We start from the raw sequence: 21,239 nt of genomic DNA, 5'->3' as shown, positions 1-21,239 counted from the left end.
TTGCGAGGCCGCCGGCTGCACGTGCGGCGTCGCGGTGTCAGCCCATCGGATCAGCTGACTGCAGCGCATCCTCGACCGGGCTCACGTCGGGCTCCGGATAGAACGGCGGCGTCAGCGCACCCCACTGCACACAGCTCCAGCGGCCGTCGGTGATCGGAGCCAACACGATCGACTCGGCGTTGCCGACGTGGTGGTCGAGCGCGAAGCTGCTGTCCACACCCGCCAGCACCGCCGACACCAGGCGGATCGCCGCGCCGTGGCTGACGACGACGATGTCGTTGTGCCAGGAGGCGTCGTCGAGGTGGCGCAGCCGCAGCTCGGTGATCGCGGGCAGATACCGGTAGAGCACGTCGCGGCCCGATTCGCCGTTGGGCATCGGCACCTCCAGGTCGCCCTGATGCCACTGCTGGTAGACCGACTCGAACTCGGCGATGGCCGCGTCATCGTTGCGGTTCTCCAGATCGCCGACCTGAACTTCGTGGATGCCATCGAATTCGTAAGTGTCCAACCGCAGTTCGGCCGCGATCTCATGGGCGGTCTGGCCGGCCCGCACGGCCGCGGAGTGCGCAAGCAGACCGGGGCGGGTCATCGACGCGGCGCGCCTGGCGAATGTGCGTGCCTGGTTGCGTCCCAGATCGGTCAGCGGGGCACCCGGCGGGCGCGTGTCCAGCCGCCGTTCGACATTGGCATGTGACTGTCCGTGCCGAACCAATACCAACCGACCACTCACTGTTTGCCCTCCCGCAACCGCGTCAACCAGCGGGATGCCTCGTCCAACTGTGGCGGCACCGCGCCGGCGGCCGATCCCGTCGGCCAGGAACCCAAATAGCGCACATCTGCACAACGCCTGTGCAACGCCTTTAGTGCCTCGGCGACCGCGGCGTCGTCGATGTGCCCGACACAATCGAGGAAAAACACGTAGGTGCCCAACTCGGTTCGGGTGGGGCGGGATTCGATGCGGGTGAGGTCGATGTCACGCACGGCGAACTCGGTCAGCGCCAAGACCAGCGCGCCCGGCTCGTTGTCGAGGCGCAGCACCACCGACGTGCGGTCGGCGCCGGTGCGCTGCGGCGGCGCCGCGGGCGACCCGGCCAGCACGAATCGGGTGCGGGCGCTGGCCTCGTCGACGACGCCGGTGGCCAACGCCGCCAGCCCGCAGCGCGCGGCGGCCAGGGCCGTGCTCACCCCGGCGTCGGCGCGTCCCTCGGCGACGTCGTGTGCGGCCGCGGCGTTCGAATAGGCCGGCACCACCTGCGCTGCGGGCAGGTTGGCCGCCAGCCATTGGCGCACCTGCGCCGCGGCCACCGGAAACGCCGCGACGGTGGCCACGTCGGCGGCCGTGACGCCGTGCCGAACGGCGATCGTGAACGCCACATCGAGGGTGAGTTCTGCGAAGATCTGCAGCGGCGTTCCCGCCGCGAGGCTGTCGAGCGTCGGCAGCACCGCACCCTCGATCGAGTTCTCGATCGGCACACACGCGAAATCGGCGTTGCCGGACCGTACCGCCGCCAGCGCAGCTGCCGCGCTGTCGAACGCGACCGGAACCACGTCGTCGTTCGCCGCCGTGTTCGGGACCATGTCGGTGGCTGCCATTTTGCGCAGTGCCGCCTCGGTGAAGGTTCCCTCGGGTCCGAGATAGGCGATGCGCGGCACGAGGCCAACCCTATCGGTTCACCCCGGGTAACCCCGTTCCGCTGCACGTAAGCCTTGCGCGATTCGCTGGACACTAGTTAAGTTAGGCTCACCTAATCCAAGGAGTGACATGGTTGCGACCCTGATGGCACCTACGACGGCCGAACGAATCCGCAGCGCATGCGCGAGGGCCGGCACGGCGATGCTCGCGATCGACGGCATCGATCCCACCGAGTCCCCCGTGCACCATCTGCTGCGTGACGGTTCGTTCGCGATCACCGTTCCGCTCGGCGGCACGCTGGCCGCCACGGTGGCCGCTGCGGGACCCACCGGTGTGCCCGCCGTCCTGGAGATGACCGACTACGCGCCGCTGCCGCTGCGCGAGCCGGTGCGCTCGCTGGTGTGGAGCCGCGGTCGGCTGCATCACGTACCCGGCGCCGAGGTGCCGGCCCTGCTCGACCTGATCGCCTCCGAGGATCCCAACCCCGCGCTGCTTTCGGTCAACGCCGGTCCGGCCCGCGACGACGGCGATGTGCGCTACGCACTGGTGCGCCTGGAGGTGGATTCGGTGGTGGTCGCCGATTCCACCGGCGCCGAATCGATCGGTGTGAGCGAACTACTCGATGCGCAGCCAGACCCGTTCTGCGCCATGGAGGTCTGCTGGATCCAGCATCTGGAGTCGGCACACGGCGATGTGGTGGACCGGCTGGCCACCCGGCTGCCGATGTCGCTGCGCCGGGGCCGTGTCCGCCCGCTGGGGCTGGACCGCTACGGGGTGCGGCTGCGGGTGGAGAACGACGAGGGCGACCACGACGTGCGGCTGCCGTTCGCCAAACCGGTCGATGACGTCACCGGCCTGTCCCAGGCCATCAGGGTGCTGCTGGGCTGCCCCTTCCTCAACGGGCTACGTGCGCGCCGGCCCTGACCCGATTCGCCGCCCGCTACCGTAGCTGCGGTGACTGGCGGCCCAGACGAACTGACCGAAACGCAGCGACGCGCGCTGCGCATCGAGGTCACCGTCGTGCTGGCCGTGACGTTCGCGCTGTCGGCCTATACCGCGCTGTTGCGCCTTGTCGAATCGGCGTTGCTCGGCCTGGCCGCGCAGGTGGTCGCGCTCAACCCGCGCCGTTCACAGTTCGACCTGATCGACCTCGGCCTCAACCTGGCCGGGGTGTTCCAACTGCTGGCATGGGGCGCGCTGGCGGTATACCTGTTGTGGCGCAGCGGTTTTGGTCCTGAACGGATCGGTCTCGGCTTACCGAGGTGGCGGGCCGACGTACTCGGTGGCATCGGGCTTGCCGCGCTGATCGGGGTGCCTGGCCTGGCCCTGTACCAGATCGCGCGCATTCTCGGCCTCAACGCGTCGGTGGAACCCGCCGAACTCTACGACACGTGGTGGCGCATCCCGGTGCTGCTGCTGGTGTCGTTCGCCAACGGTTGGGCCGAGGAGGTGATCGTGATCGGCTTCCTGCTCACCCGGCTGCGTCAACTGCGGGTCAACCGGTGGGTTGCCGTCGTCGCCTCGAGCGTGTTGCGCGGGCTCTACCACCTCTACCAGGGCTTCGGCGCCGGTCTCGGCAACGTCGCGATGGGCCTGGTGTTCGGTTATGTCTACCTGCGCACCGGGCGGCTGTGGCCATTGATCATCGCGCACGCGTTGATCGACGCAGTTGCGTTCGTCGGATATGCCCTGGCGGCCCGCCACGTAGATTTCTTGCTGTGAACGACGACCCGCGACCGCCTCGGCGTGTGGACCCCCGCGGCCGCCGGGAGCCGTCGCAGGTGATCCGCCGGGACCCCAACTTTCGTCCACCACCGCCACCGATACCACCGTCACACAGACCGCCCCCTCCCCCGCCGCCGCGCAAACCGCCGCCCCCACCGCCGCCCGTACGCAGGCCGCCCCCGCCGCCGCGCAAACCGCCGCCGCGCCGACCACCACCGCCCCCACCCGCACCGACAGCGAAAAAGCCTCGGCGCAAACGACATTGGGGCCGCCTGCTGCTCGCGTGCCTGCTGGTGGCGATCGTCGCGTTGGTGGCCACCGGGGTCTGGATGGACCGCTCGCTGCACCGCATCCCGGCGCTGCCGAACTACGCCGACCGCCCCGCAGCGGGTGCGGGAACCACCTGGCTGCTCGTCGGATCCGACAGCCGCGCCAGCCTGACGCCCGAACAACAGAACGACCTCGCCACCGGCGGCGACATCGGCGACGGCCGCACCGACACCATCCTGCTGGTGCACCTCCCCGCGCTCGGGTCGAGCAACGAAACCACGATGGTGTCCATCCCGCGCGACTCCTACGTCGAAGTGCCCGGCTACGGCAGCGACAAGATCAACGCGGCGTTCACCCTCGGCGGCGCGCCGCTGCTGGCCCAGACCGTCGAACAGGCCACCGGGCTGCGGCTCGACCACTACGCCGAGATCGGCTTCGACGGTTTCGCGGAAATGGTCGACGCCGTCGGCGGCGTGACGATATGCCTCGACGCGCCGATATCGGATCCGCTGGCGGGCATCGACCTGCCCGCGGGATGCCAGAAGCTGGACGGACGCAGCGCGCTCGGATATGTCCGCACCCGCGCGACGCCGCGCGCCGACCTGGACCGGATGATCCATCAACGCGCCTTCATGGCCGCCCTCCTGCAGCGGGCGGCCAGCCCCGCGGTGCTGCTCAACCCGCTGCGCTGGCCACCGCTGGCCGAGTCGGTCAGCAAGTCCGTCGCCGTCGACGAGGGCGCCCACATCTGGGACCTGGTGCGGCTGGCGTGGGCGCTGCGCGGGGACGTCACCACCGTGACCGTGCCGATCGGCCAATTCACCGGCAGCAATTCGGGTTCGGTGGTGGTTTGGGACGATGACGCGGCGGGCCAATTATTCGAGGCCCTGCGTACCGATTCACCGGTGCCCCAAACTGTCCTCGACGCCCAGCCATAACCCTTGCCAGCTGATGCTGGTGCAGTACCTGCTCGACCGGGCCGGCGACAACCTGTTCCACCTTGAAGACTTCGTCGCACGTGAATTACCGGCGCGCGCAAAGGATTCCGTATCCCCGAAGGGCCGCCGGCGGCCTACTGTGACCAACGGGCAGGTCAGCGACCGGCGCCGGTCAACCCGTCCTGCAGCCAGGTCTTGGTGCGACCGGGATGGTTGGTGGCCACCCACGCCACCCCCAGATCACGGCAATAGCCGACGTCCTCGAAATGGTCGACGGTCCAGCAGTACAACGCCCGCCCCTGCGCGGCGGCCCGGTCGACCAGTTCGGGATATTGCCGCAGCGTCATGATCGAGGGGCCGACGGCGGTGGCCCCGACCGTGGTGGCCGCGCTGCCGCCCAAGAAGCGCGACGTGTCGCCGAGCAGCACCGTCGGCAGCATCGGCGCCGCACGCCGGATCCGCCACACCGCGGCCGCGGAGAATGACATCACCACCGCGCGGGCCAGATCAGCCGACGGCGGTGCCGCGATGCCGTAGCGGTGCAGCAGGGCCAGCACCTTGCTCTCCACCAGCGCGCCGTAGCGAACGGGGTGTTTGGTCTCGATGAACAGCTTGACCGGACGGTTCCAGTCCAGCACCAGCGAGATCAGTTCGTCCAGCGTCAACAACCCGGTGTCGCCGGCGTCGTTGCGCTGGCTGGGATGCCATGAGCCGTAGTCGAGTTCACGCAGCTGCGCCAGCGTCATCTCGCTGACGACACCGGTGCCGTTTGACGTGCGGTCGATTTTGCGGTCGTGCAGACACACCAGATGGCCGTCGCGGGTCAGGCGCACGTCGCACTCGACGCCGTCGGCGCCCTCTTCCAGCGCCAGTTCGTAGGCCGCCAGGGTGTGCTCGGGCCGGTCGGCCGAGGCGCCGCGGTGTGCAACGACAAAGGGGTGAGTCCCGGGTGCTGGCCCGGGACTCGCCGATCCGGCGGCTCCGCCGTCATCCGAAGTCATACGGCGGCGGTTGCCGGGCGCTGCTCCGAAGCCTCGGCCGATGCTGCGGTTTCGGGCTCGGTAACCACCACCCAGCGTTTGGACGGCCGCTCGACGGGTTGCCGTTCGAAGCCCTCGAAGACCTTGTAGGCCAGCAGCAGCGCGGCCAGCGCCAGCAGGTAGGCCACGGTGGTCGTCACGGTGTTGTCGGCGATGCCCTGAGCGTCCTGGGTGAAGCTGGTCGCGATGGACCAGATCGATACGGCGTAGCTGGCCAGCCACACCAGCCACCACACCACCACGGGACGGCGCAGCCACGTCAGCCGCTCCTCGACACCGGCGAGTTCGAGCACGAACACAGGCGCCCACGCGAGGTTGACCAGCGGAACCAGGCATCCGGCCCGCAGCGCCCACGCCGGCCGAGGATCGTCGTGCCCGCGATGGGCGAACGCGGCCGCGCGCCGGGTGACCAGCCAGTTGGCCAGCACCACGATGCTGGCGACCACGCAGAACATCGCGATCACGCTGATGCCGACGCCCAACCACGTCGCCGACCCGGCGATCCACGGGTTGAGCAGCGTGCCGCGGTTGATGATCAGCAGCGCATAGCGCACCAGGTGGATCAGCGCCGCCGCGCCGAGCACCACCATGGTCGCGACGAGCAGCGTGCGCACCTTCGCCGGCACCGGACCCGTCTGCGGCGTCGACTGCTGCGGTTCGACGTGCTCGAAATGGTCGGTGAGCCCCCATCGGGGGATGAACGGGTAGCGCGGCGTGGGGCCCAGCGGTCTGCCTACCCGTCGCGGCGGCGGTGGAGTGCCCGGGCGCACCGCGATCCAGCGATAGCCCGGCGGCAGCCGCGGGGGCGTCGCGCCGGGTGACGACGGACGCGCGGAAGTGGCCGGGGCGCTCCATTCGGTTCCCGGTTCGGGACCGGTCGGGGCCAGGAGGCTGCCGTTGCAGCGCGGGCACCAGACCCGGCGGCGGTCGCGCACGTTCCACCGCGTTCCGCACTGGGAACACACCTGGATCATCCGACCAGCCTAGCGACGGCGGCACACGACCTCGCAGTTGCGGCCCGATGCCCGATGTCAGCAATTTCGAGCTATCCACAGTTTCCACAGGTTCATCCACAGGTCCATGATCGGCCGGTATCCGCTGTGAGCCGCTCAATCTGTGCGGTTGCTGAAGATCACTGTGGATAACCTGGACATCTTCTGACCAAGACTCCACCGAGCCGAGCGAAATCGATAGCTGTACTAGCTGGGCGTCTGGCCGCAGCGACGACTACCCGCCGAACCGTGGCGGCCGGGCGATTTCACGGCACCGTCCACAAGCGCTATGATCGGCGTCACAACTCGCACTTGTGACAGGGCTCACTGAGGAGAACTAGCGAACGTGCAGGTCAGGAGTACTTGATGGGGTCATATCCGATGGGTCCGGGATCCGCGATACCGCCATCTGAGTGGCAGTCCTCCTCGAACGTCTACAACCGCTCGCAGCTGGTGGCCTGCGTGCGCGCCGGCATCATCGCCTTGGTGCTGCTGGGCATCCTCGCCCTGATCGTCCTGTTCTGACCTCGACGCCCTAAGCGATACGAAAAAGCCGCCGGAACTGAAAGCGTTCCGGCGGCTGTGTGCGGGATGGAAAGGGACGTCGATCAGGCGGGCGGGTAGACGCCCATGCCCTTGGCCTTCTCGGTCTGCCAGAAGATGTCGGCGATCTCGTCGATGGTCTTGAGCAGGTTCTCAGCGACGGCCACGTCGGTCGACTTCTTCACGTCACCGGCACCGTGCACACCGTCCCAGAACAACTGGTGCAGGTTGGGGAATTGTTCGAAGTGCTCTTTGGTGAAGAAGTCGGCCCACAGCACCATCAGGTGGTGCTTGACCTCCTCGGCCTGCCGCTCCTTGATGATGACGCAGCGGGTGCGGAAGTGGTCATCGTCTGAATCATGGTACTTCTGCAGTGTCTTCAGACACGAAAGCGCTTCAATCTTGGCCTGGGCGGGGTCGTACACGCCGCAGTACAAATCGCAGTGGGCATGGGCAGGGGTTGCGTTGGCGAACAGTCGATGCAGCATGGCCTCTAACTTACCCTTCGGGGGTGAGCCGCAACCATGGACCGTTCAGTTGGCCGCTGCGTCGATTCACCGTCGTCGAAGATTCGATGCGCCCCACACTGACGCCGGGCGACGGTCTGCTCGCACTGCGTTGCGGAACGCCCCGGCCCGGGCAACTGCGGGCATTCCGCGATCCGCTGCTGTCCACCCGGTGGCTCGTCAAGCGCGTCGGCGAGGTGCGCCGAGCCGGTAGCAGTACGACTTTCGAGGCCCGCTCGGAGAATCCCGGTGTACCGGGCGCCATGGATTCGCGTGAGTTCGGCTGGGTCGCCGCAGCAGATACCTACCGCGTGGTGTGGGTCGTCCGACGGAAAGTTGACCGTTAGCACTCGTGTCGTCTTGTGTGCCAAGCATTTGCAACGCATCCTGAGCCAATAACAATGGCGCGGAGGCGACATGGAACAGAGCTCCGGTCGGGCGATCGGCATCGCCCCGTTTCATTCACGAGGTGCCTTGAAGGGCTTCGTCATCTCCGGACGTTGGCCAGACTCCACCAAAGAATGGGCGCAGCTGTTGACGCTTGCCGTGCGGGTCGCGTCTCTGCCCGGCTTGCTGGACACCACAACGATTTTCGGCGCTCGCGAGGAGTTGCCCGATGAACCCGAGCCCGACACCGTCGGGCTGGTGGTCGCCGAGGGCACAGTGGTCGGCGATTCGGCGGTTGCGCCAGGACATTTCGCGCAGCACCAGCCACCCGCACTGCTCATGCTGCACCCGCCGTCCGAAACCATGCCGTCACTGCCCGAGTGCACAGGCGCCGCGTCGGGTTGTGTCCTGCTGCCCGGGCTTCCGCACCTGGGTCTCGAACACCGCGCTGCGTGGGTGGAAGCTGAAGCCGACGGCACGGTCACCTCGATGGTGAGCCGCGTCGGAGTGGATCCCATCAGCCATCCCGACACCGCGATTCTGGCGATGCTGCTTGCGGCGTAAGGGGTTTCGAATACCCAGATTCGCCTGCCTGAACACTTGATTCGGGCACCCGAAAACCCCCGTATGCGGTGGCGCGCCTCGGATATCGCCGCTATGGTCGGTCTCATCAGCGAAGGGGAGTAGCCCCCAATCGTCGTGTCGACATACTGGCGCGAGCCCGGCCGGCGAACCGCGACCTCTTGAAGGGCGCGGTGGGCGAGACCTTCGACCGAAGCCGGACGGGCCGCTGAGCACGGAGTCCGACGGCGACGCGTCGAAAGGTCGTATTCATGCTTACCGCGATAGCGATCAGCCTCGCCGTGGTATTCGTCGCCGAACTGGGCGACAAATCGCAACTGATCGCCATGACCTACGCGCTGCGGCACCGGTGGTGGGTGGTGCTCTCGGGCGTCGGCCTGGCGGCGCTGCTGGTGCACGGCCTATCGGTGGCCATCGGCCATTTCCTCGGGCTGACGCTGCCCGACCGTCCGATCGCGTTCGCCGCAGCCATCGCCTTCGTGCTGTTCGCCGCGTGGACGTGGCGTTCCGCCCGCACCGGCGACGACGGTGACGTTCGGGTCGCCGAAACCCGGTGGATCATTCCCGCGATCGTGTCGTCGTTCGTGCTCGCCGAACTGGGCGACAAAACGATGCTCGCGACGGTGACGCTGGCCAGCGACCACCGCTGGTCCGGGGTGTGGATCGGCGCGACTGTCGGGATGGTGGCCGCCGACGCGGTGGCGATCGCGGCGGGCGCCTTTTTGCACAGGCGGTTGCCCGTGCGGTTCCTGCACAACCTGGCGAGTGTGCTGTTTCTGTCGTTCGGCGTGTGGATTCTCTTCGACGCGGCCCTCGGGATGCGATGGGCCGCGCTTTTGGGCACCGGTTCGGTGGTCGCGGGCGCCGGCTGCTGGCTGCTTGTCAGCCTCGTGCGGCGTCGACGCGTGCCGGCCGGCGGCCTGCCTGCGCCGACGCCGCCTCGTTACTAAGCTCAACTTGATAACAGCAAACGCTCACAGCGCCCGGCGGCGGCGTGATGGACGTTGCCAGTGGGATTGGACACCATTACTGAGGCGCGGGCGCCGGGCGGGCTGGCAAATCAAATACGACGCGAGCGTCATTATTTGCCAGAACGCCCCACAGGCCTGCGCGATGCGCATACCCTACAGACGTCGCCACCGCCCGTGGCGGCTACCGACAACGACAAGGTGGGTCAACTTTTACGCGGTTTGCACTTGGTTGACAGCACAACACTCGCTACGATGATCAGCAAATATGCCGCCAATAAACCCGCTCGTCTACGCATGTGGAGGTCATATCGATGAGCACGACGTTCGCCGCCCGACTAAACCGGCTGTTCGACACGGTTTATCCACCGGGTCGGGGCCCGCACACGTCGGCTGAAGTGATCGCAGCGCTCAAGGCAGAGGGCGTCACGATGTCAGCCCCGTACCTGTCTCAGCTGCGCTCAGGCAACCGCACCAACCCGTCCGCGACCACCATGGCAGCCCTTGCCAACTTCTTCCGGATCAAGCCGGCGTACTTCACCGACGACGAGTACTACGAGAAGCTCGACAAGGAACTGACCTGGCTCGCCAACATGCGCGACGAAGGCGTCCGCCGTATTGCGGCACGCACCGTCGGGCTGTCCCCTGAAGCGCAGCAGGACATTGCGCAAAAGGTGGATGAGTTGCGTCGCCGGGAGCACCTGGACGATTAGCCCGCCGCTCGCCGGGCCCCAGGGCCCGGCGAAGTACCAGGGTTGATTTACCGCGACGCCGGTTGAGGCTGCGTATTTCCGGACGCGTCCCCCGAGCGGTTCCCGGCTCGGGCGAGCATGCGGTACTGCTCTGCGATTTCGAGTATCCATTCGCGGTCTGAATAGCTTTCCGGTTGGCGCAGCCAGCCCGGACCGGGAAAAACCGCCTTCTCCGCGTCTGCGGCGTCCGGGCGGCCGGTGTAGATCCACTGCGCGATGGCGCGCGCCTGTTCGCGCGGCGGCACGTCCGGCGTCTCGGCCTCCTCGCCAGCCTCCTCGACGTCCGAACCGGCTCCGGTGGCGTCGACCCGTAGCTTGCGCTTGTGGTCTGCGGCGGTGGCCTCCAGAAACAGCGCGTCAGAGATCAGCGACATCCGTTCGGCCACCCGAAAGGCCAGCGGGCCGCGCGGACGCACCCCGATCCCGATGTCCGGCTGCCGACGCCCGAGTTCGGTCAGCAGCGGTTGAATGACCCGCAATTCGCGGCGGGCGCCGAAATAGTCCTCGATGCTGGGCAGCAGCGATCCGGCCGCGACGACGAGCATCGCGCAGCCCAGCAGCGTCGCCGCGGTACGCACCCCCACCGGGCCGGCATCGCCGACCACGCGCAGGAAGAAAAACCCCGCCGCGGCGACGATCAGCACGATGCCGACCGTGAAGACGAACAGCGCACGCCCGCGTCGGCTGCGGTTGGAGTAGCGCATCCCCGCCCACGACACCAACGACAGCGCGAGCAGCACGTAGAGCAGCGGCAACAACCACGGCAGCGAGTTACCGCCGGAATCGAGGTTCTGCCGCAGATACTCGTCGGGCGCCATCTCGGGCTGCTGACCGGCGCTGAAGAAGGCGATCAGGCTGATCGTGGCGATGACGGCGGCGACGCCGTACTGCACCGTGGCGATCTTGCGGATCGTGGCGGGTTTACGGCCGGATGAGACGGTGGTGATCATCACCGAGCTGCCCGCCGCGCAGCCGATCAACGCGATCTGGGTCAGCCCCATCGAAATGTTCGGCCAGTGCAGCGCCGTATCGATCAGAAGGGTCAGCGGCTGCCAGTTCAGCGCGGCGACCAACCCGAGGCTGCCCAACGCCAAGATCATCGCGGTGCTCACCAGCGACTGCTTGTTGACCAGCGCCCAGCCGATGCGCAGACCGGTGGCCAACCCGAGCAGACCGGCGATCACCCAGACGATCAACCAAACGCCTCTCCGAGCCGTACCTGCACGATCGATGAGCGGTCAGATGGCAGCCGGCCCAGCCGGTAGAGCAGCAGCGCGGCAAAGTCCTCGGCCTCCTGCTCGGCGTCCTCACCTGCGGGTCCCATGCAGCCGGTCCGCTGGTTGAGCATGTATCCGATGAGGTCGAAGCTGGCCACCTCGACGTTCTCGCGGGCCGCCTCGACCACCGGTGTGCCCTCGTGGCCGAGTACCAGATGGCCGAGTTCGTGGGCCAAGGTGCGGTCCCAGGCGGGCAGACCCTCCTGGATCAAGAACACGTCGCGGTCGGTGTACTGGCGCCATTGGCCGCACACGCCGGGCGGCAGTTCGGCCATCTTCAGCTCGATCGGGCGGCCGCGGTCCTTGCTGACCGCATCGACGAGACGGGTCAGCGACACTTCCCCGTGTCGCGGGGCCAGATCCAGGACCGCACCCACGGCTCGGGTGACACGGCGGCTGGCAGCCATTCAAACCCCCTATCAACGACGTCCACTATGCTCGCTCCGCCCCGTCGAGGCGGGCGATTCTGCTCGGTTGACCAACCTTGCGGCGCCCCCGTGGGTCCAGCATGCCCGTTACCGATGGTGCTGCCAAGGCCGCCTCGGTCGGCCTCGATCTGCCGGACGATAATGTTGGGCTGCACCGTGACCAGAACCCAGAGCCGGGAGGCAGCCGCGATGAGCCCGTTCAAGCGACGCAAAACCCGCGCCACCCGTCGGGCCGAGGCGCGTGCCATCAAGGCCAAGGCCAAGCTCGAGGCCAAGCTGTCGGCCAAGAACGAGGTCCGGCGCTTCAAAGCCGAGAAGAAGGCCGAGAACAAGGCGCTCAAGGCGCAGCTGAAAGCTCAGCGCGACAGCGACCGCGCCGCGCTCAAGGTGGCCGAGACGCAGTTGAAGGCAGCCCAGGAAGGCAAGGTGTTCGCACCGGGGCGGATCCGCAGGATGCTCACGGTGACCCGGTTGCTCGCCCCGGTCGTGGTGCCGCTGGCCTACCGCGCCGCCACCTCGGTGCGGGGCGTGCTCGACGAACGCCGAGCCGAGCGGCTGGGTGTTCCGCTCAGCCAGCTCGGCCAGTTCTCCGGGCACGGCGCCGAACTGTCGGCACGCATCGCCGGTGCGGAGAACTCGGTGCGACTGGTCGCCCAGAAGAAGCCCAAGGACGCCGAGACCAAGCAGTTCGTCGCGGCCATGACCGAGCGGCTCAGCGACCTGTCGGCCGCCGTCACCGCCGCCGAGCACATGCCGACGCCGCGTCGGCGCTCCTCGCACGCCGCGATCGCCCGCCAGCTCGATGGCATCGACGCCGACCTGATGGCACGGCTTGGCGTGAGTTGAGGTGGCAGCCGAGATGGCAGCTGAGGTGTCCATGTCGCCGGCACGCGTCGCGGTCCGCATCCGCGGGTTGTCCTGCGGTCTGCTGACCGCGGCACTGGCGGTCGCCGCGCACGGGGTGGGCAGCGGTGTGCCGCCGACCGGAGCGTCGGCCACGCAGCTGGCCGTGCTGGCCGCGACGGTGGGCGCGGTGGCCGCGGCCCTACCGCGCGCCGGTGAAATCCGCGTCCTGATCGGGCTGCTGGCGGTCGGCCAACTCCTCGGCCACGCGATGCTGGTCGTCGGCCACGACCACACCCAGGCTGCCGCCCTACCCGCCTGGGTCATGCCGGCCGCCCATGTGGTGGCAGTCGGGGTCGGCGCCGCGCTCATCGCAACCGGCGAGCGGTGGTACCGCGCCGCGCTGCGGGTCGTGCGTGCGGTGGTGCGGGTCGAGCGCCCGCCGGTGGCCGCGACGACGGTCGCCGTCGTTCACCGGGCCGAGCAGCCGATGCGTTCGGCGTTGTTGCTCGCCGCTTCGGTGTCACATCGGGGTCCACCGGTCCGCGCCTGCCGCTGACCCGAACCCCGTAACCGACACCAGAAAGCATCCATACACATGAGTTCCTTCGCGAAGGCGTCTTCGCGCGCCCTGATCGCCGGCGCCGCCGCTGTTTCGACCGGGCTGATCGGAGCGTTGGCGACCGCAGCGACGGCCTCGGCCCACGTCCACGCCGAGGCCGACCACGCTGACCCAGGCAGCACCGCCACCGTCACGTTCCGTGTGCCCGGTGAGTCCGAAACCGGCGCTTTGACAACAGAATTGAGCGTTGAGTTGCCCGATGTGCCGTCCGCGCGAACCGAGGTGATGCCGGGCTGGACGGCTCGCCTCGACCGCGACGTCGCCGCGGGCACCGTCTCGTCGGTCACCTGGACCGCGGCGCCCGGCACCGGCATCTCCTCCGACCAGTTCGCGCTGTTCCGGATTACGGTGCGGCTGCCCGAGAGCGAATCGGTTAGCTTCCCGGCCACCCAGACCTATTCGGACGGCGAGGTCGTGCGCTGGGACCAGCCTCCGCTGCCCGACGGCGGCGAGCCCGAACTCCCCGTGCCCGTTCTGGAGTTGACCGGGTCGACCGCACCGCAGCCCGCTAGCGCCGACACCACGGCGCGCTGGTTGGCCGGCGGCGCGTTGGCGCTGGCCGCAGTGGTGGGGGCCGGAGCGCTGCTGGCGCGGAGGCGGTCATGAAACGCCTTGTCGCGACGGCGCTTCTGACGGTCGCGGTGGTGGCCGGCGCACTGGCGACGGCAGCGGGCGCGTCGGCGCACGCCACCCGCATCGCCACCGACCCCGCCGAGAACGCCCGGCTGACCGAGTCACCGGCCACCGTCGCCGCGACGTTCAGCGAGGCGATGCAACCGCAGTTCGCGGCGATGACCGTGGTGGGACCCGACGACAACCTGTGGTCGACGGGCGAACCGAAGGTCGACGGTGCCGTCGTCAGCGTCGGCGTGCGACCACTGGGCCCGACCGGCACCTACACCGTCAACTACCGGGCGACCTCGGCCGACGGGCACGTCATCTCCGGGTCCTGGGCCTTTGAGCTGACGGTGGCGGGCGCCGGCGCCCCGGGGTCGCCTGCGACGACGGCCGATGATCCGGGCGACGACGGGTTCCCGATGTGGCCGCTCTACGCCGGCGTCGTCGTGATCGTCGGCGGGGCCGTCCTGTGGGCGGTGCGGCGCCGCTCGTGACGCCTCGCAGGGCGGTGGCCGGCGCGACGCTGGTGGTGGCGGCCGCCTCGGTGCTGGCGTGGGCGCTGGCGTATCCGCAGGCGTCGCTGACCGTGACGCTGGTGCGCGCGGTGTCGGTATGCGCGGCGGTCGTCACGCTCGGGTTGGCCGCGGTGCCGATGCTCGACGCAAGCCGGCACCGCGCCGAGGTGATCTCGCGGGCCGCGACCCCGCTGGCGGTCGCGGCCGCGGTGTGGCTGCTCTCGGAGCTGACCCGGTTGGTGGCGGCGGCCGCCGAGAGCGTTGGCGTCCCGGTCCGTGCGCTGGGCGCCGGTACGGTCGCTGATTTCGCGGTCGCGACGGCGGCGGGACGGTCCGGCTTGGTGGCGCTGGTCGCGGCCGCGGTGGTGGCCGTGGCGGCGCTTGCCGCGCCTCGGGCGGTGTCGACGGCGGTGGCGCTGACCGGGGTGGCGGCCATCGGCGTGGTGGCGCGACCGTTGACGGGTCACTTCGCGCACAGTGCGTTGGGCGGGTTGGCGGTGGCGGTGCACATGCTGGCGGCGGCGCTGTGGTGCGGAGCGCTGGCCGCGCTGGTGTTGACGGTCGAGCACCGCGGACAGTGGGCCCGGATGTTGCCGGGGTTTTCGACGCTATCGCTGGGGTGTGTGCTGGCGTTGGTGGCCGCGGGCACGGTCGGCGCGGTGGTCCGGCTGGATTCCGCTGCGGATCTGTGGGCCACCGGATACGGCCGGGTGTTGTCGGCGAAAATCCTGGTGACGGTCGCCTTGGTGGTGCTGGGCTGGCGCAACCGAACGATGTGGCTGCCCGCCGCGCGCTCGCATCGGGCCACCGCGGGGGCATCGCGGTCGCGGTCGATGGTCGAATTGACGATGATGGCCGTCGCACTGGCCTTGGCCGCTGGGCTGGCCGTCACCGGTTAGCGCTTGGCCGACCTGGCATGATGGGACCGTTGCCGGTTCCCGCGCGCATGCCGACAGGCCGAGACAAAAGATACTGCAAAGGAGCAGCCCGATGGCAGACCAGCAGGGCCGACCCGACGAGAAGCCGGAAAATACGCCGCCGGCCGCCGAGTCGAAGCCGCCGGTGCCGGACGCGCAGTCCACCGAACCGCCCGCCAAGGCGGCTAAGAAGGCTTCCCCGGCCAAGGCAGCCAAGAAGACGCCAGCCAAGAAGACCCCGGCGAAGAAGGCGGTCAAGAAGGCGCCAGGCAAGAAAGCACCGGCTAAAAAGGCGTCGGCCAAAAAGGCGCCGGCCAAGCAGGCGCCGAAGCCGCCCGCGGCTGAGGACACCCTGACGTCGGCGGCGAAAGTCACTGCGGCACAGGCAAAGGCGACGGTGGCGACGGCGAGCAACCCGGTGTCGGGGCCCGAACCGGTTCCGCCGCCCGGCCCGGAATCCTCGCGGCTGCCGGTTGCGGCCGCCGTCGCGGCCGGTGTGCTGGCCATCCTCGTGGTGCTGCTGGTGCGCCGCGGCTCCGACAAGAGTTGACCCTCACGCGACGTCATAGTCGATAGTGGCGTCATGGCCGCCAGAACCGTCGGCGCGGTAGCCGCCCGCACGGGTGTCTCTGTGCGCACCCTGCACCACTACGACCACATCGGTCTGGTGGTGCCCAGTGTCCGCACGCCGTCGGGCTACCGGGGTTACACCGACGCCGACGTCGAACGGCTGCACCTGGTGCTGGTCTACCGATCGGTGGGCATGTCGCTCGCGCAGATCCGCACGCTGCTCGACGACGCCGACGCCGATGTGCTCGAGCACCTGCAACGCCAGCACGGTTTGTTGCTCGAGCAGGCCGACCGGCTACAGCACACCATCAAGGCAGTGGAGGAACTGATGAACGCACACCGCAGCGGTATCCAGTTGACCGCCGACGAGCAGATCGAGATCTTCGGCACGACCGCATTCAGCGAGGAGTACGCGCAGGAAGCCGAACAGCGCTGGGGCGATACCGACGCATGGAAGCAGTCCCAGCAGCGGGTCTCGACGTTCACCAAACAGGACTGGATCGACGCCAAAGAGCAGAACGACGCGCTGTTGGCGGCGTTGGCTCAGGCCAAACGCGACGGCGTGACGCCCGGTTCGGCCGAGGGCGACGCGCTCGCGGCCCGGCACCGCGCGTCGATCGAGCGGTACTACGAGTGCAGCGATGACATGCACGTCTGCCTCGGGCAGATGTACGTGGCCGACGAACGGTTCACCCGCTACTACGACGACGCCGAACCGGGCCTGGCCCAGTTCGTGCACGACATCATCGTGGCTAGCATCAAACGGTGAGCATCGAGCCCCGCCCGACTGCAGACCTGGTCGACGAGATCGGCACCGACGTGCGCAGCTGCGATCTGCAGCTGCGCCAGTTCGGCGGCCGCGCACAGTTCGCCGGTCCGATCACCACGGTGAAATGCTTTCAGGACAACGCGTTGCTGAAATCGGTGCTGTCGGAACCCGGTGACGGCGGGGTGCTGGTGATCGACGGCGACGGCTCGGTGCACGCGGCGCTGGTGGGCGACGTGATCGCCGGTCTTGGCGTGGAGAACGGCTGGGCGGGACTGATCATCAACGGTGCCGTGCGGGACGCGGCGATGCTGCGCACGCTCGACATCGGCGTCAAGGCTTTAGGCACCAACCCGCGCAAGAGCACCAAAACCGGTGCCGGACAACGGGATATCCCCGTCGGCTTCGGCGGTCTGGTGTTTGCCCCCGGTGATATCGCCTACAGCGACGACGACGGCATCGTCGTGGTCACCCCGTAAGCGAGTTAAACCGTGACCGGTGCGCGCCGTTTGGTGAACTTCAGCGCCTCGTCGTCGACCTTGCCGTGGCGGATCAGGCGCAGGTCGAGCAGATAGTTCTGCTTGAGCCGCCACGGGGCAACGGCTCCGGCCTTGGGCAGGTAGTCCAGTGCGCGCAGCACGTAACCGGGTGTGAAGTCCATCAGCGGCCGCTCGTCGACACTGTTGCCGGGATGCTGCGGCTCGACGACGTCATAACCCTTGGCGTCCATGTAATTGAGGACGCGGCAGACGAACTCGGACACCAGGTCGGCCTTCAGGGTCCACGACGAGTTGGTGTAGCCGATGGTGAACGCCAGGTTGGGCATGTGCGTCAACATCATGCCCTTGTAGGCCATCGTGTTGTTGAGCTCGACCGCCTCACCGTTGCGCGAGATCGTCGCACCACCGAACAGCTGCAGGTTCAAACCTGTTGCAGTGACGACGATGTCGGCCTCGAGTTCCTGACCGGATGCCAATCTGATCCCGGTCTTGGTGAACCGCTCGATCGTGTCGGTGACCACGTCGGCCTTACCGTGCCGGATGACCCGGAACAGATCGCCGTTGGGCGCCAGGCACAACCGCTCGTCCCAGGGGTTGTACGTCGGGCTGAAGTGCTTGTCGACGTCATAGCCCTCGGGCAGGCGGCGCTCTGCCATCTTCATCAGGACCTTGCGCATGGCGTTCGGGAAGCGCCGGGCGAACTGGTAGCGCCCGGACTGCACCAGGATGCATTTCCACCGGTTCACCACGTAGGCCAATTTCTCGGGAAGTGTCTTGTTCATCCGCACGGTGAACTGATCGACGTCGGGCAGCGCCCCGATGTAGGAGGGTGATCGCTGCAGCATCGTGACATGTCCGGCGCCCGAATTGGCGAGTGCGGGAATGAGGGTCACGGCGGTGGCACCGCTGCCGATCACGATGACCTTCTTACCCTGATAATCCAGGTCCTCGGGCCAGTGCTGCGGATGGATCAGCGTGCCTTCGAAGTCGTCGTAGCCGGCGAACTTCGGCAGGTAGCCCTCGTCGTAGTTGTAGTAGCCGCTGCAGGCGAACAGGAAGTTGCACTTGATCTCGACTTCCTGGCCGTCACGTTCGACCCGAACCGTCCACTTGGTCTCTTCGTCGGACCAGTCGGCGGCCAGCACCCGGTGCCCGTAGCGGATGTGCTTGTCGATGCCGTACTCGGCGACGGTTTCCTTCAGGTAGTCCATGATCGACGGGCCGTCGGCGATGGCCTTCTCCGAAGTCCAGGGCTTGAACCGGAAACCGAGCGTGAACATGTCGGAGTCCGAGCGGATGCCCGGGTACTTGAACAGATCCCAGGTGCCGCCCAGGTTCTCGCGGCGCTCCAGCACCAGGTAACTCTTGTCGGGGCAGCGGTCCTGCAGATGCCAGGCGGCGCTGATGCCGGAGATGCCGGCACCCACGATTACGACGTCGACAAATTCAGTCATGCTGTCAATCTATCAACACACTGTCGAGTAAGTCAACGGGATGTTGAAAAACTCGACATCGTGTAAAGTCGCGCTGGTGACGACCACTAGCCAGCCCCGCGCCGCCCGAGCCCGTCGCACGAACCGGCCCTCCGGCGACGAACGCGAGCAGGCGATCCTCGACACTGCCGAACGGTTGCTCGAGCAGCGCCGGCTGGCCGATATCTCCGTCGACGACCTCGCTAAAGGCGCCGGTATCTCCCGGCCGACGTTCTACTTCTACTTCCCGTCGAAAGACGCGGTTCTGGCGGCGCTCGTCCGGCAGGTGATCAATGAGGCGGACCGTAACGCCGATGAAGCGATGGGCGGTATGGACGCTTCCGTGGATCCCGCCGCTGTGTGGAAGGCGATCAACGCGCTGTTCGGGACGTTCGGCTCACATCGAGCGGTGACGCTCGCGGGTGCGGTGGCGCGCCCGGCGAATGCCGAGATCGGCGCGCTGTGGTCGCGGTTCATGCAGAAGTGGATCGACCACACCGCCGCGTCCATCGACGCTGAGCGCGCCCGCGGTGCAGCGCCGGACACCATCGACTCGGCCGATTTGGCCACCTCGCTCAACCTGATGAACGAACGCACGATGCTGGCGGCGTTCGCCGATGAGCAGCCCGCCGTCGCCCCCGGTCAGCTCGTCGACACCCTCGCGCACGTCTGGGTCACGAGCATCTACGGCACAACCGCGCACTGACCTCCGCTTGTCGGCCCATGATGCGAACATATGTTCGTGTCCTCGTCGGTCGCGGCCATCCTGCACGCCGACCTCGATTCGTTCTACGCGTCGGTCGAGCAGCGTGACGACCCCGCGCTGCGCGGCAGGCCGGTGATCGTCGGCGGCGGCGTCGTGCTGGCGGCCAGCTATGAGGCCAAGGCCTACGGGGTGCGCACCGCGATGGGCGGGCGCCAGGCCCGCCAGCTGTGCCCGCACGCGATCGTCGTGCCGCCGCGGATGGCCGCGTACACCGAGGCCAGCCGGGCGGTGTTCGAGGTGTTCGAGGACACCACGCCGGTCGTCGAACCGCTCAGCGTGGACGAGGCCTTCCTGGACGTCTCGGGGCTGGGGCGGGTGTCGGGAACGCCGGTGCAGATCGGCGCACGGCTGCGCGAGCAGGTCCGTGACCGGGTCGGCCTGCCCATCACCGTTGGCATCGCGCGCACCAAGTTCCTGGCGAAGGTGGCCAGCCAGGAGGCCAAGCCCGACGGACTGCTTCTCGTGCCGCCCGACCGGGAGTTCGCGTTCCTGCACCCGCTGCCGGTGCGCCGGTTGTGGGGCGTCGGTGCCAAGACGGCCGAGAAGCTGCACGCCTACGGCATCGAGACGGTGGCCGAAGTCGCCGAACTCGGTGAGTCGACGTTGGCTTCGCTGGTCGGCGGCGCGATGGGCAGCAGGCTTTACGCGTTGGCCCACAACGTGGACCGACGCCGGGTGGTGACGGGTGTGCGCCGCCGCTCGGTGGGCGCCCAACGCGCGCTCGGCCGGGCGGGTAACGCGATGTCGGCGGCCGAGGTCGACGCGGTCGTGGTCAACCTCGTCGACCGGATCACTCGCCGGATGCGCAAGGCCGGCCGCACCGGCCGAACGGTGGTGTTGCGCCTGCGGTTCGACGATTTCAGCCGGGCCACCCGCTCGCATACGATGCCGCGCGCGACGGCGTCGACGGACGTCATCCTGGACACCGCGCGGGCGCTGGTGGCGGCGGCTGCGCCGCTGATCGCCGAACGGGGCCTGACTCTGGTCGGGTTCGCGGTGTCGGGTATCGACCGTGAAGGGGCCCAACAGCTGGAACTGCCGTTCGAGGCACAGGCCGACCCGTTCGCGATCGACGCCGCCGTCGACCGGGTGCGACAGCGTTATGGCAATGCCGCGGTCACCCGCGGGGTTCTGCTGGGGCGGGATGCGGGCCTGGAGATGCCGCTGCTGCCGGACTAGAAGAACTGTGCAGCAACAAATCCCGCGAGCAGGACCGCAAAGCCGCCGATCTCGCCGATGATCAGCGCCACCATGCCGCCGTGCAGGGCCGAGCTGGGGTGCTCGAACTGGTTGGTGGTGTCGCGGCGGGCGCCGTGCGTGATGTAGCTCGCGATGGCCACGACGAAGAAGAACACCAGCACCATCGCCGCGGTGAGGTTCACCCAGGTGGGCCACCGGCTCAGCTCGACGAACGCCGCGATCAGCAACGTCGCGAACGAGTACAGCAGGGCTGCGCGGTGCGCGATGTCGACGTAGGGGTGCGCCAGGTGGTTCTCCGCGGTCGCCATCTGCCGGTACTTCCATACGCCGAGCACGAGGGCCAGCAGGAAGATCAGCCCCGCGGCCAGCAGGGTAATCGTCGTGTCGATACCGAGGTCAGCGCGCATGC

At 68.2% G+C, this 21,239-nt stretch carries 27 protein-coding genes and 1 pseudogene; 19 read left to right on the top strand and 9 right to left on the bottom strand.

Annotated features, from left to right (window positions below; translation table 11 throughout):
- Positions 1-37: 37 nt before the first annotated feature.
- Complete coding sequence (locus tag ABQE44_RS13035) at positions 38-730, bottom strand: histidine phosphatase family protein (RefSeq protein ID WP_448430136.1); 693 nt, start codon at positions 728-730, stop codon at positions 38-40.
- Positions 727-1,653 (bottom strand): prephenate dehydratase, encoded by a 927-nt coding sequence (gene pheA, locus ABQE44_RS13030; RefSeq protein ID WP_448391754.1) that lies wholly within the window; start codon positions 1,651-1,653, stop codon positions 727-729. Before pheA ends, ABQE44_RS13035 begins: the two co-directional genes overlap by 4 nt.
- Positions 1,654-1,762: 109 nt before the next feature.
- Here pheA and ABQE44_RS13025 point away from each other — a divergent pair, with 109 nt between their 5' ends.
- From ABQE44_RS13025 to ABQE44_RS13010, 4 genes and pseudogenes are all read left to right on the top strand, one after another.
- Positions 1,763-2,557, top strand: a complete 795-nt coding sequence (locus ABQE44_RS13025) for a DUF2470 domain-containing protein (RefSeq protein ID WP_448391753.1) — start codon at positions 1,763-1,765, stop codon at positions 2,555-2,557.
- 30 nt (positions 2,558-2,587) lie between these two features.
- On the top strand, positions 2,588-3,355 hold the full coding sequence (locus ABQE44_RS13020; RefSeq protein WP_448430134.1) for a CPBP family intramembrane glutamic endopeptidase: 768 nt from the start codon (positions 2,588-2,590) through the stop codon (positions 3,353-3,355).
- 26 nt (positions 3,356-3,381) lie between these two features.
- Positions 3,382-4,566 (top strand): LCP family protein, encoded by a 1,185-nt coding sequence (locus tag ABQE44_RS13015; protein WP_448430232.1) that lies wholly within the window; start codon positions 3,382-3,384, stop codon positions 4,564-4,566.
- Positions 4,567-4,594: 28 nt separating this feature from the next.
- Positions 4,595-4,709 (top strand): annotated as a pseudogene (locus ABQE44_RS13010) (ferritin); the annotation flags it as partial.
- A 12-nt stretch (positions 4,710-4,721) separates the two neighbouring features.
- Here ABQE44_RS13010 and ABQE44_RS13005 read toward each other — a convergent pair.
- Positions 4,722-5,567, bottom strand: a complete 846-nt coding sequence (locus tag ABQE44_RS13005; RefSeq protein WP_448430132.1) for a glycerophosphodiester phosphodiesterase — start codon at positions 5,565-5,567, stop codon at positions 4,722-4,724.
- On the bottom strand, positions 5,564-6,580 hold the full coding sequence (locus tag ABQE44_RS13000) for a DUF4328 domain-containing protein (RefSeq protein WP_448430130.1): 1,017 nt from the start codon (positions 6,578-6,580) through the stop codon (positions 5,564-5,566). Before ABQE44_RS13000 ends, ABQE44_RS13005 begins: the two co-directional genes overlap by 4 nt.
- 384 nt (positions 6,581-6,964) lie before the next feature.
- Here ABQE44_RS13000 and ABQE44_RS12995 point away from each other — a divergent pair, with 384 nt between their 5' ends.
- A complete protein-coding gene (locus ABQE44_RS12995; protein WP_448391748.1) occupies positions 6,965-7,123 on the top strand; it encodes a hypothetical protein in 159 nt (52 codons plus the stop codon).
- An 83-nt stretch (positions 7,124-7,206) separates the two neighbouring features.
- On the opposite strand, the gene sodN is transcribed toward ABQE44_RS12995, so the two are convergent.
- Positions 7,207-7,629 (bottom strand): superoxide dismutase, Ni, encoded by a 423-nt coding sequence (gene sodN, locus ABQE44_RS12990; protein WP_448391747.1) that lies wholly within the window; start codon positions 7,627-7,629, stop codon positions 7,207-7,209.
- Between the two features lie 86 nt (positions 7,630-7,715).
- Here sodN and ABQE44_RS12985 point away from each other — a divergent pair, with 86 nt between their 5' ends.
- From ABQE44_RS12985 to ABQE44_RS12970, 4 genes are all read left to right on the top strand, one after another.
- Complete coding sequence (locus ABQE44_RS12985) at positions 7,716-7,994, top strand: S24/S26 family peptidase (protein ID WP_448392028.1); 279 nt, start codon at positions 7,716-7,718, stop codon at positions 7,992-7,994.
- A gap of 70 nt (positions 7,995-8,064) precedes the next feature.
- Entirely contained in the window at positions 8,065-8,598 is a 534-nt protein-coding gene (locus tag ABQE44_RS12980) for a peptidase (protein ID WP_448391746.1), read from the top strand.
- A 269-nt stretch (positions 8,599-8,867) separates the two neighbouring features.
- Positions 8,868-9,566: a TMEM165/GDT1 family protein gene (locus ABQE44_RS12975; protein ID WP_448391745.1), complete on the top strand. Its 699-nt coding sequence runs from the start codon at positions 8,868-8,870 to the stop codon at positions 9,564-9,566.
- 332 nt (positions 9,567-9,898) lie between these two features.
- Positions 9,899-10,297, top strand: coding sequence for a transcriptional regulator (locus ABQE44_RS12970; protein ID WP_448391744.1), 399 nt, complete (start codon positions 9,899-9,901; stop codon positions 10,295-10,297).
- A 47-nt stretch (positions 10,298-10,344) separates the two neighbouring features.
- Here the strand turns inward: ABQE44_RS12970 and ABQE44_RS12965 are convergent, their stop codons facing one another.
- Both ABQE44_RS12965 and ABQE44_RS12960 read right to left on the bottom strand, forming a co-directional pair.
- A complete protein-coding gene (locus ABQE44_RS12965; protein WP_448391743.1) occupies positions 10,345-11,532 on the bottom strand; it encodes a hypothetical protein in 1,188 nt (395 codons plus the stop codon).
- Positions 11,529-12,020 carry an ImmA/IrrE family metallo-endopeptidase gene (locus tag ABQE44_RS12960; protein WP_448391742.1) on the bottom strand — a complete coding sequence of 164 codons (492 nt, stop codon included), beginning with the start codon at positions 12,018-12,020 and terminating at the stop codon, positions 11,529-11,531. The genes ABQE44_RS12965 and ABQE44_RS12960 overlap by 4 nt, the downstream gene beginning before the upstream one ends.
- A gap of 210 nt (positions 12,021-12,230) precedes the next feature.
- On the opposite strand from ABQE44_RS12960, the gene ABQE44_RS12955 reads away from it, so the two are divergent.
- The 8 genes from ABQE44_RS12955 to rraA all read left to right on the top strand — a co-directional run bounded on the left by ABQE44_RS12955 (position 12,231) and on the right by rraA (position 17,371).
- A complete protein-coding gene (locus ABQE44_RS12955) occupies positions 12,231-12,887 on the top strand; it encodes a DUF6474 family protein (RefSeq protein WP_448430128.1) in 657 nt (218 codons plus the stop codon).
- A 13-nt stretch (positions 12,888-12,900) separates the two neighbouring features.
- A complete protein-coding gene (locus ABQE44_RS12950) occupies positions 12,901-13,443 on the top strand; it encodes a hypothetical protein (protein WP_448391740.1) in 543 nt (180 codons plus the stop codon).
- 39 nt (positions 13,444-13,482) lie between these two features.
- A complete protein-coding gene (locus ABQE44_RS12945) occupies positions 13,483-14,112 on the top strand; it encodes a YcnI family copper-binding membrane protein (RefSeq protein ID WP_448391739.1) in 630 nt (209 codons plus the stop codon).
- Positions 14,109-14,618 (top strand): copper resistance CopC family protein, encoded by a 510-nt coding sequence (locus ABQE44_RS12940; RefSeq protein WP_448391738.1) that lies wholly within the window; start codon positions 14,109-14,111, stop codon positions 14,616-14,618. The genes ABQE44_RS12945 and ABQE44_RS12940 overlap by 4 nt, the downstream gene beginning before the upstream one ends.
- Entirely contained in the window at positions 14,594-15,538 is a 945-nt protein-coding gene (locus ABQE44_RS12935; protein WP_448391737.1) for a CopD family protein, read from the top strand. Before ABQE44_RS12940 ends, ABQE44_RS12935 begins: the two co-directional genes overlap by 25 nt.
- A gap of 91 nt (positions 15,539-15,629) precedes the next feature.
- Positions 15,630-16,106 (top strand): hypothetical protein, encoded by a 477-nt coding sequence (locus ABQE44_RS12930; protein ID WP_448430126.1) that lies wholly within the window; start codon positions 15,630-15,632, stop codon positions 16,104-16,106.
- Between the two features lie 33 nt (positions 16,107-16,139).
- Positions 16,140-16,895, top strand: coding sequence for a MerR family transcriptional regulator (locus ABQE44_RS12925; RefSeq protein ID WP_448430124.1), 756 nt, complete (start codon positions 16,140-16,142; stop codon positions 16,893-16,895).
- Positions 16,892-17,371 carry a ribonuclease E activity regulator RraA gene (rraA, locus tag ABQE44_RS12920; protein ID WP_448391734.1) on the top strand — a complete coding sequence of 160 codons (480 nt, stop codon included), beginning with the start codon at positions 16,892-16,894 and terminating at the stop codon, positions 17,369-17,371. Before ABQE44_RS12925 ends, rraA begins: the two co-directional genes overlap by 4 nt.
- Before the next feature lie 5 nt (positions 17,372-17,376).
- Here the strand turns inward: rraA and ABQE44_RS12915 are convergent, their stop codons facing one another.
- Positions 17,377-18,846: a flavin-containing monooxygenase gene (locus ABQE44_RS12915; protein ID WP_448430122.1), complete on the bottom strand. Its 1,470-nt coding sequence runs from the start codon at positions 18,844-18,846 to the stop codon at positions 17,377-17,379.
- Positions 18,847-18,922: 76 nt separating this feature from the next.
- Here ABQE44_RS12915 and ABQE44_RS12910 point away from each other — a divergent pair, with 76 nt between their 5' ends.
- Positions 18,923-19,570, top strand: coding sequence for a TetR/AcrR family transcriptional regulator (locus ABQE44_RS12910; RefSeq protein ID WP_448430120.1), 648 nt, complete (start codon positions 18,923-18,925; stop codon positions 19,568-19,570).
- A 30-nt stretch (positions 19,571-19,600) separates the two neighbouring features.
- Entirely contained in the window at positions 19,601-20,809 is a 1,209-nt protein-coding gene (gene dinB / locus ABQE44_RS12905; RefSeq protein WP_448430118.1) for a DNA polymerase IV, read from the top strand.
- On the opposite strand, the gene ABQE44_RS12900 is transcribed toward dinB, so the two are convergent.
- On the bottom strand, positions 20,806-21,237 hold the full coding sequence (locus ABQE44_RS12900; RefSeq protein WP_448430116.1) for a hypothetical protein: 432 nt from the start codon (positions 21,235-21,237) through the stop codon (positions 20,806-20,808). The genes dinB and ABQE44_RS12900 overlap by 4 nt on opposite strands.
- Positions 21,238-21,239 lie beyond the last annotated feature (2 nt).

This window comes from Mycolicibacterium sp. XJ2546 (assembly GCF_053483195.1).
The sequence above is the reverse complement of the archived record's forward strand: the minus strand, read 5'-3'. Positions and strand labels throughout refer to the sequence as shown.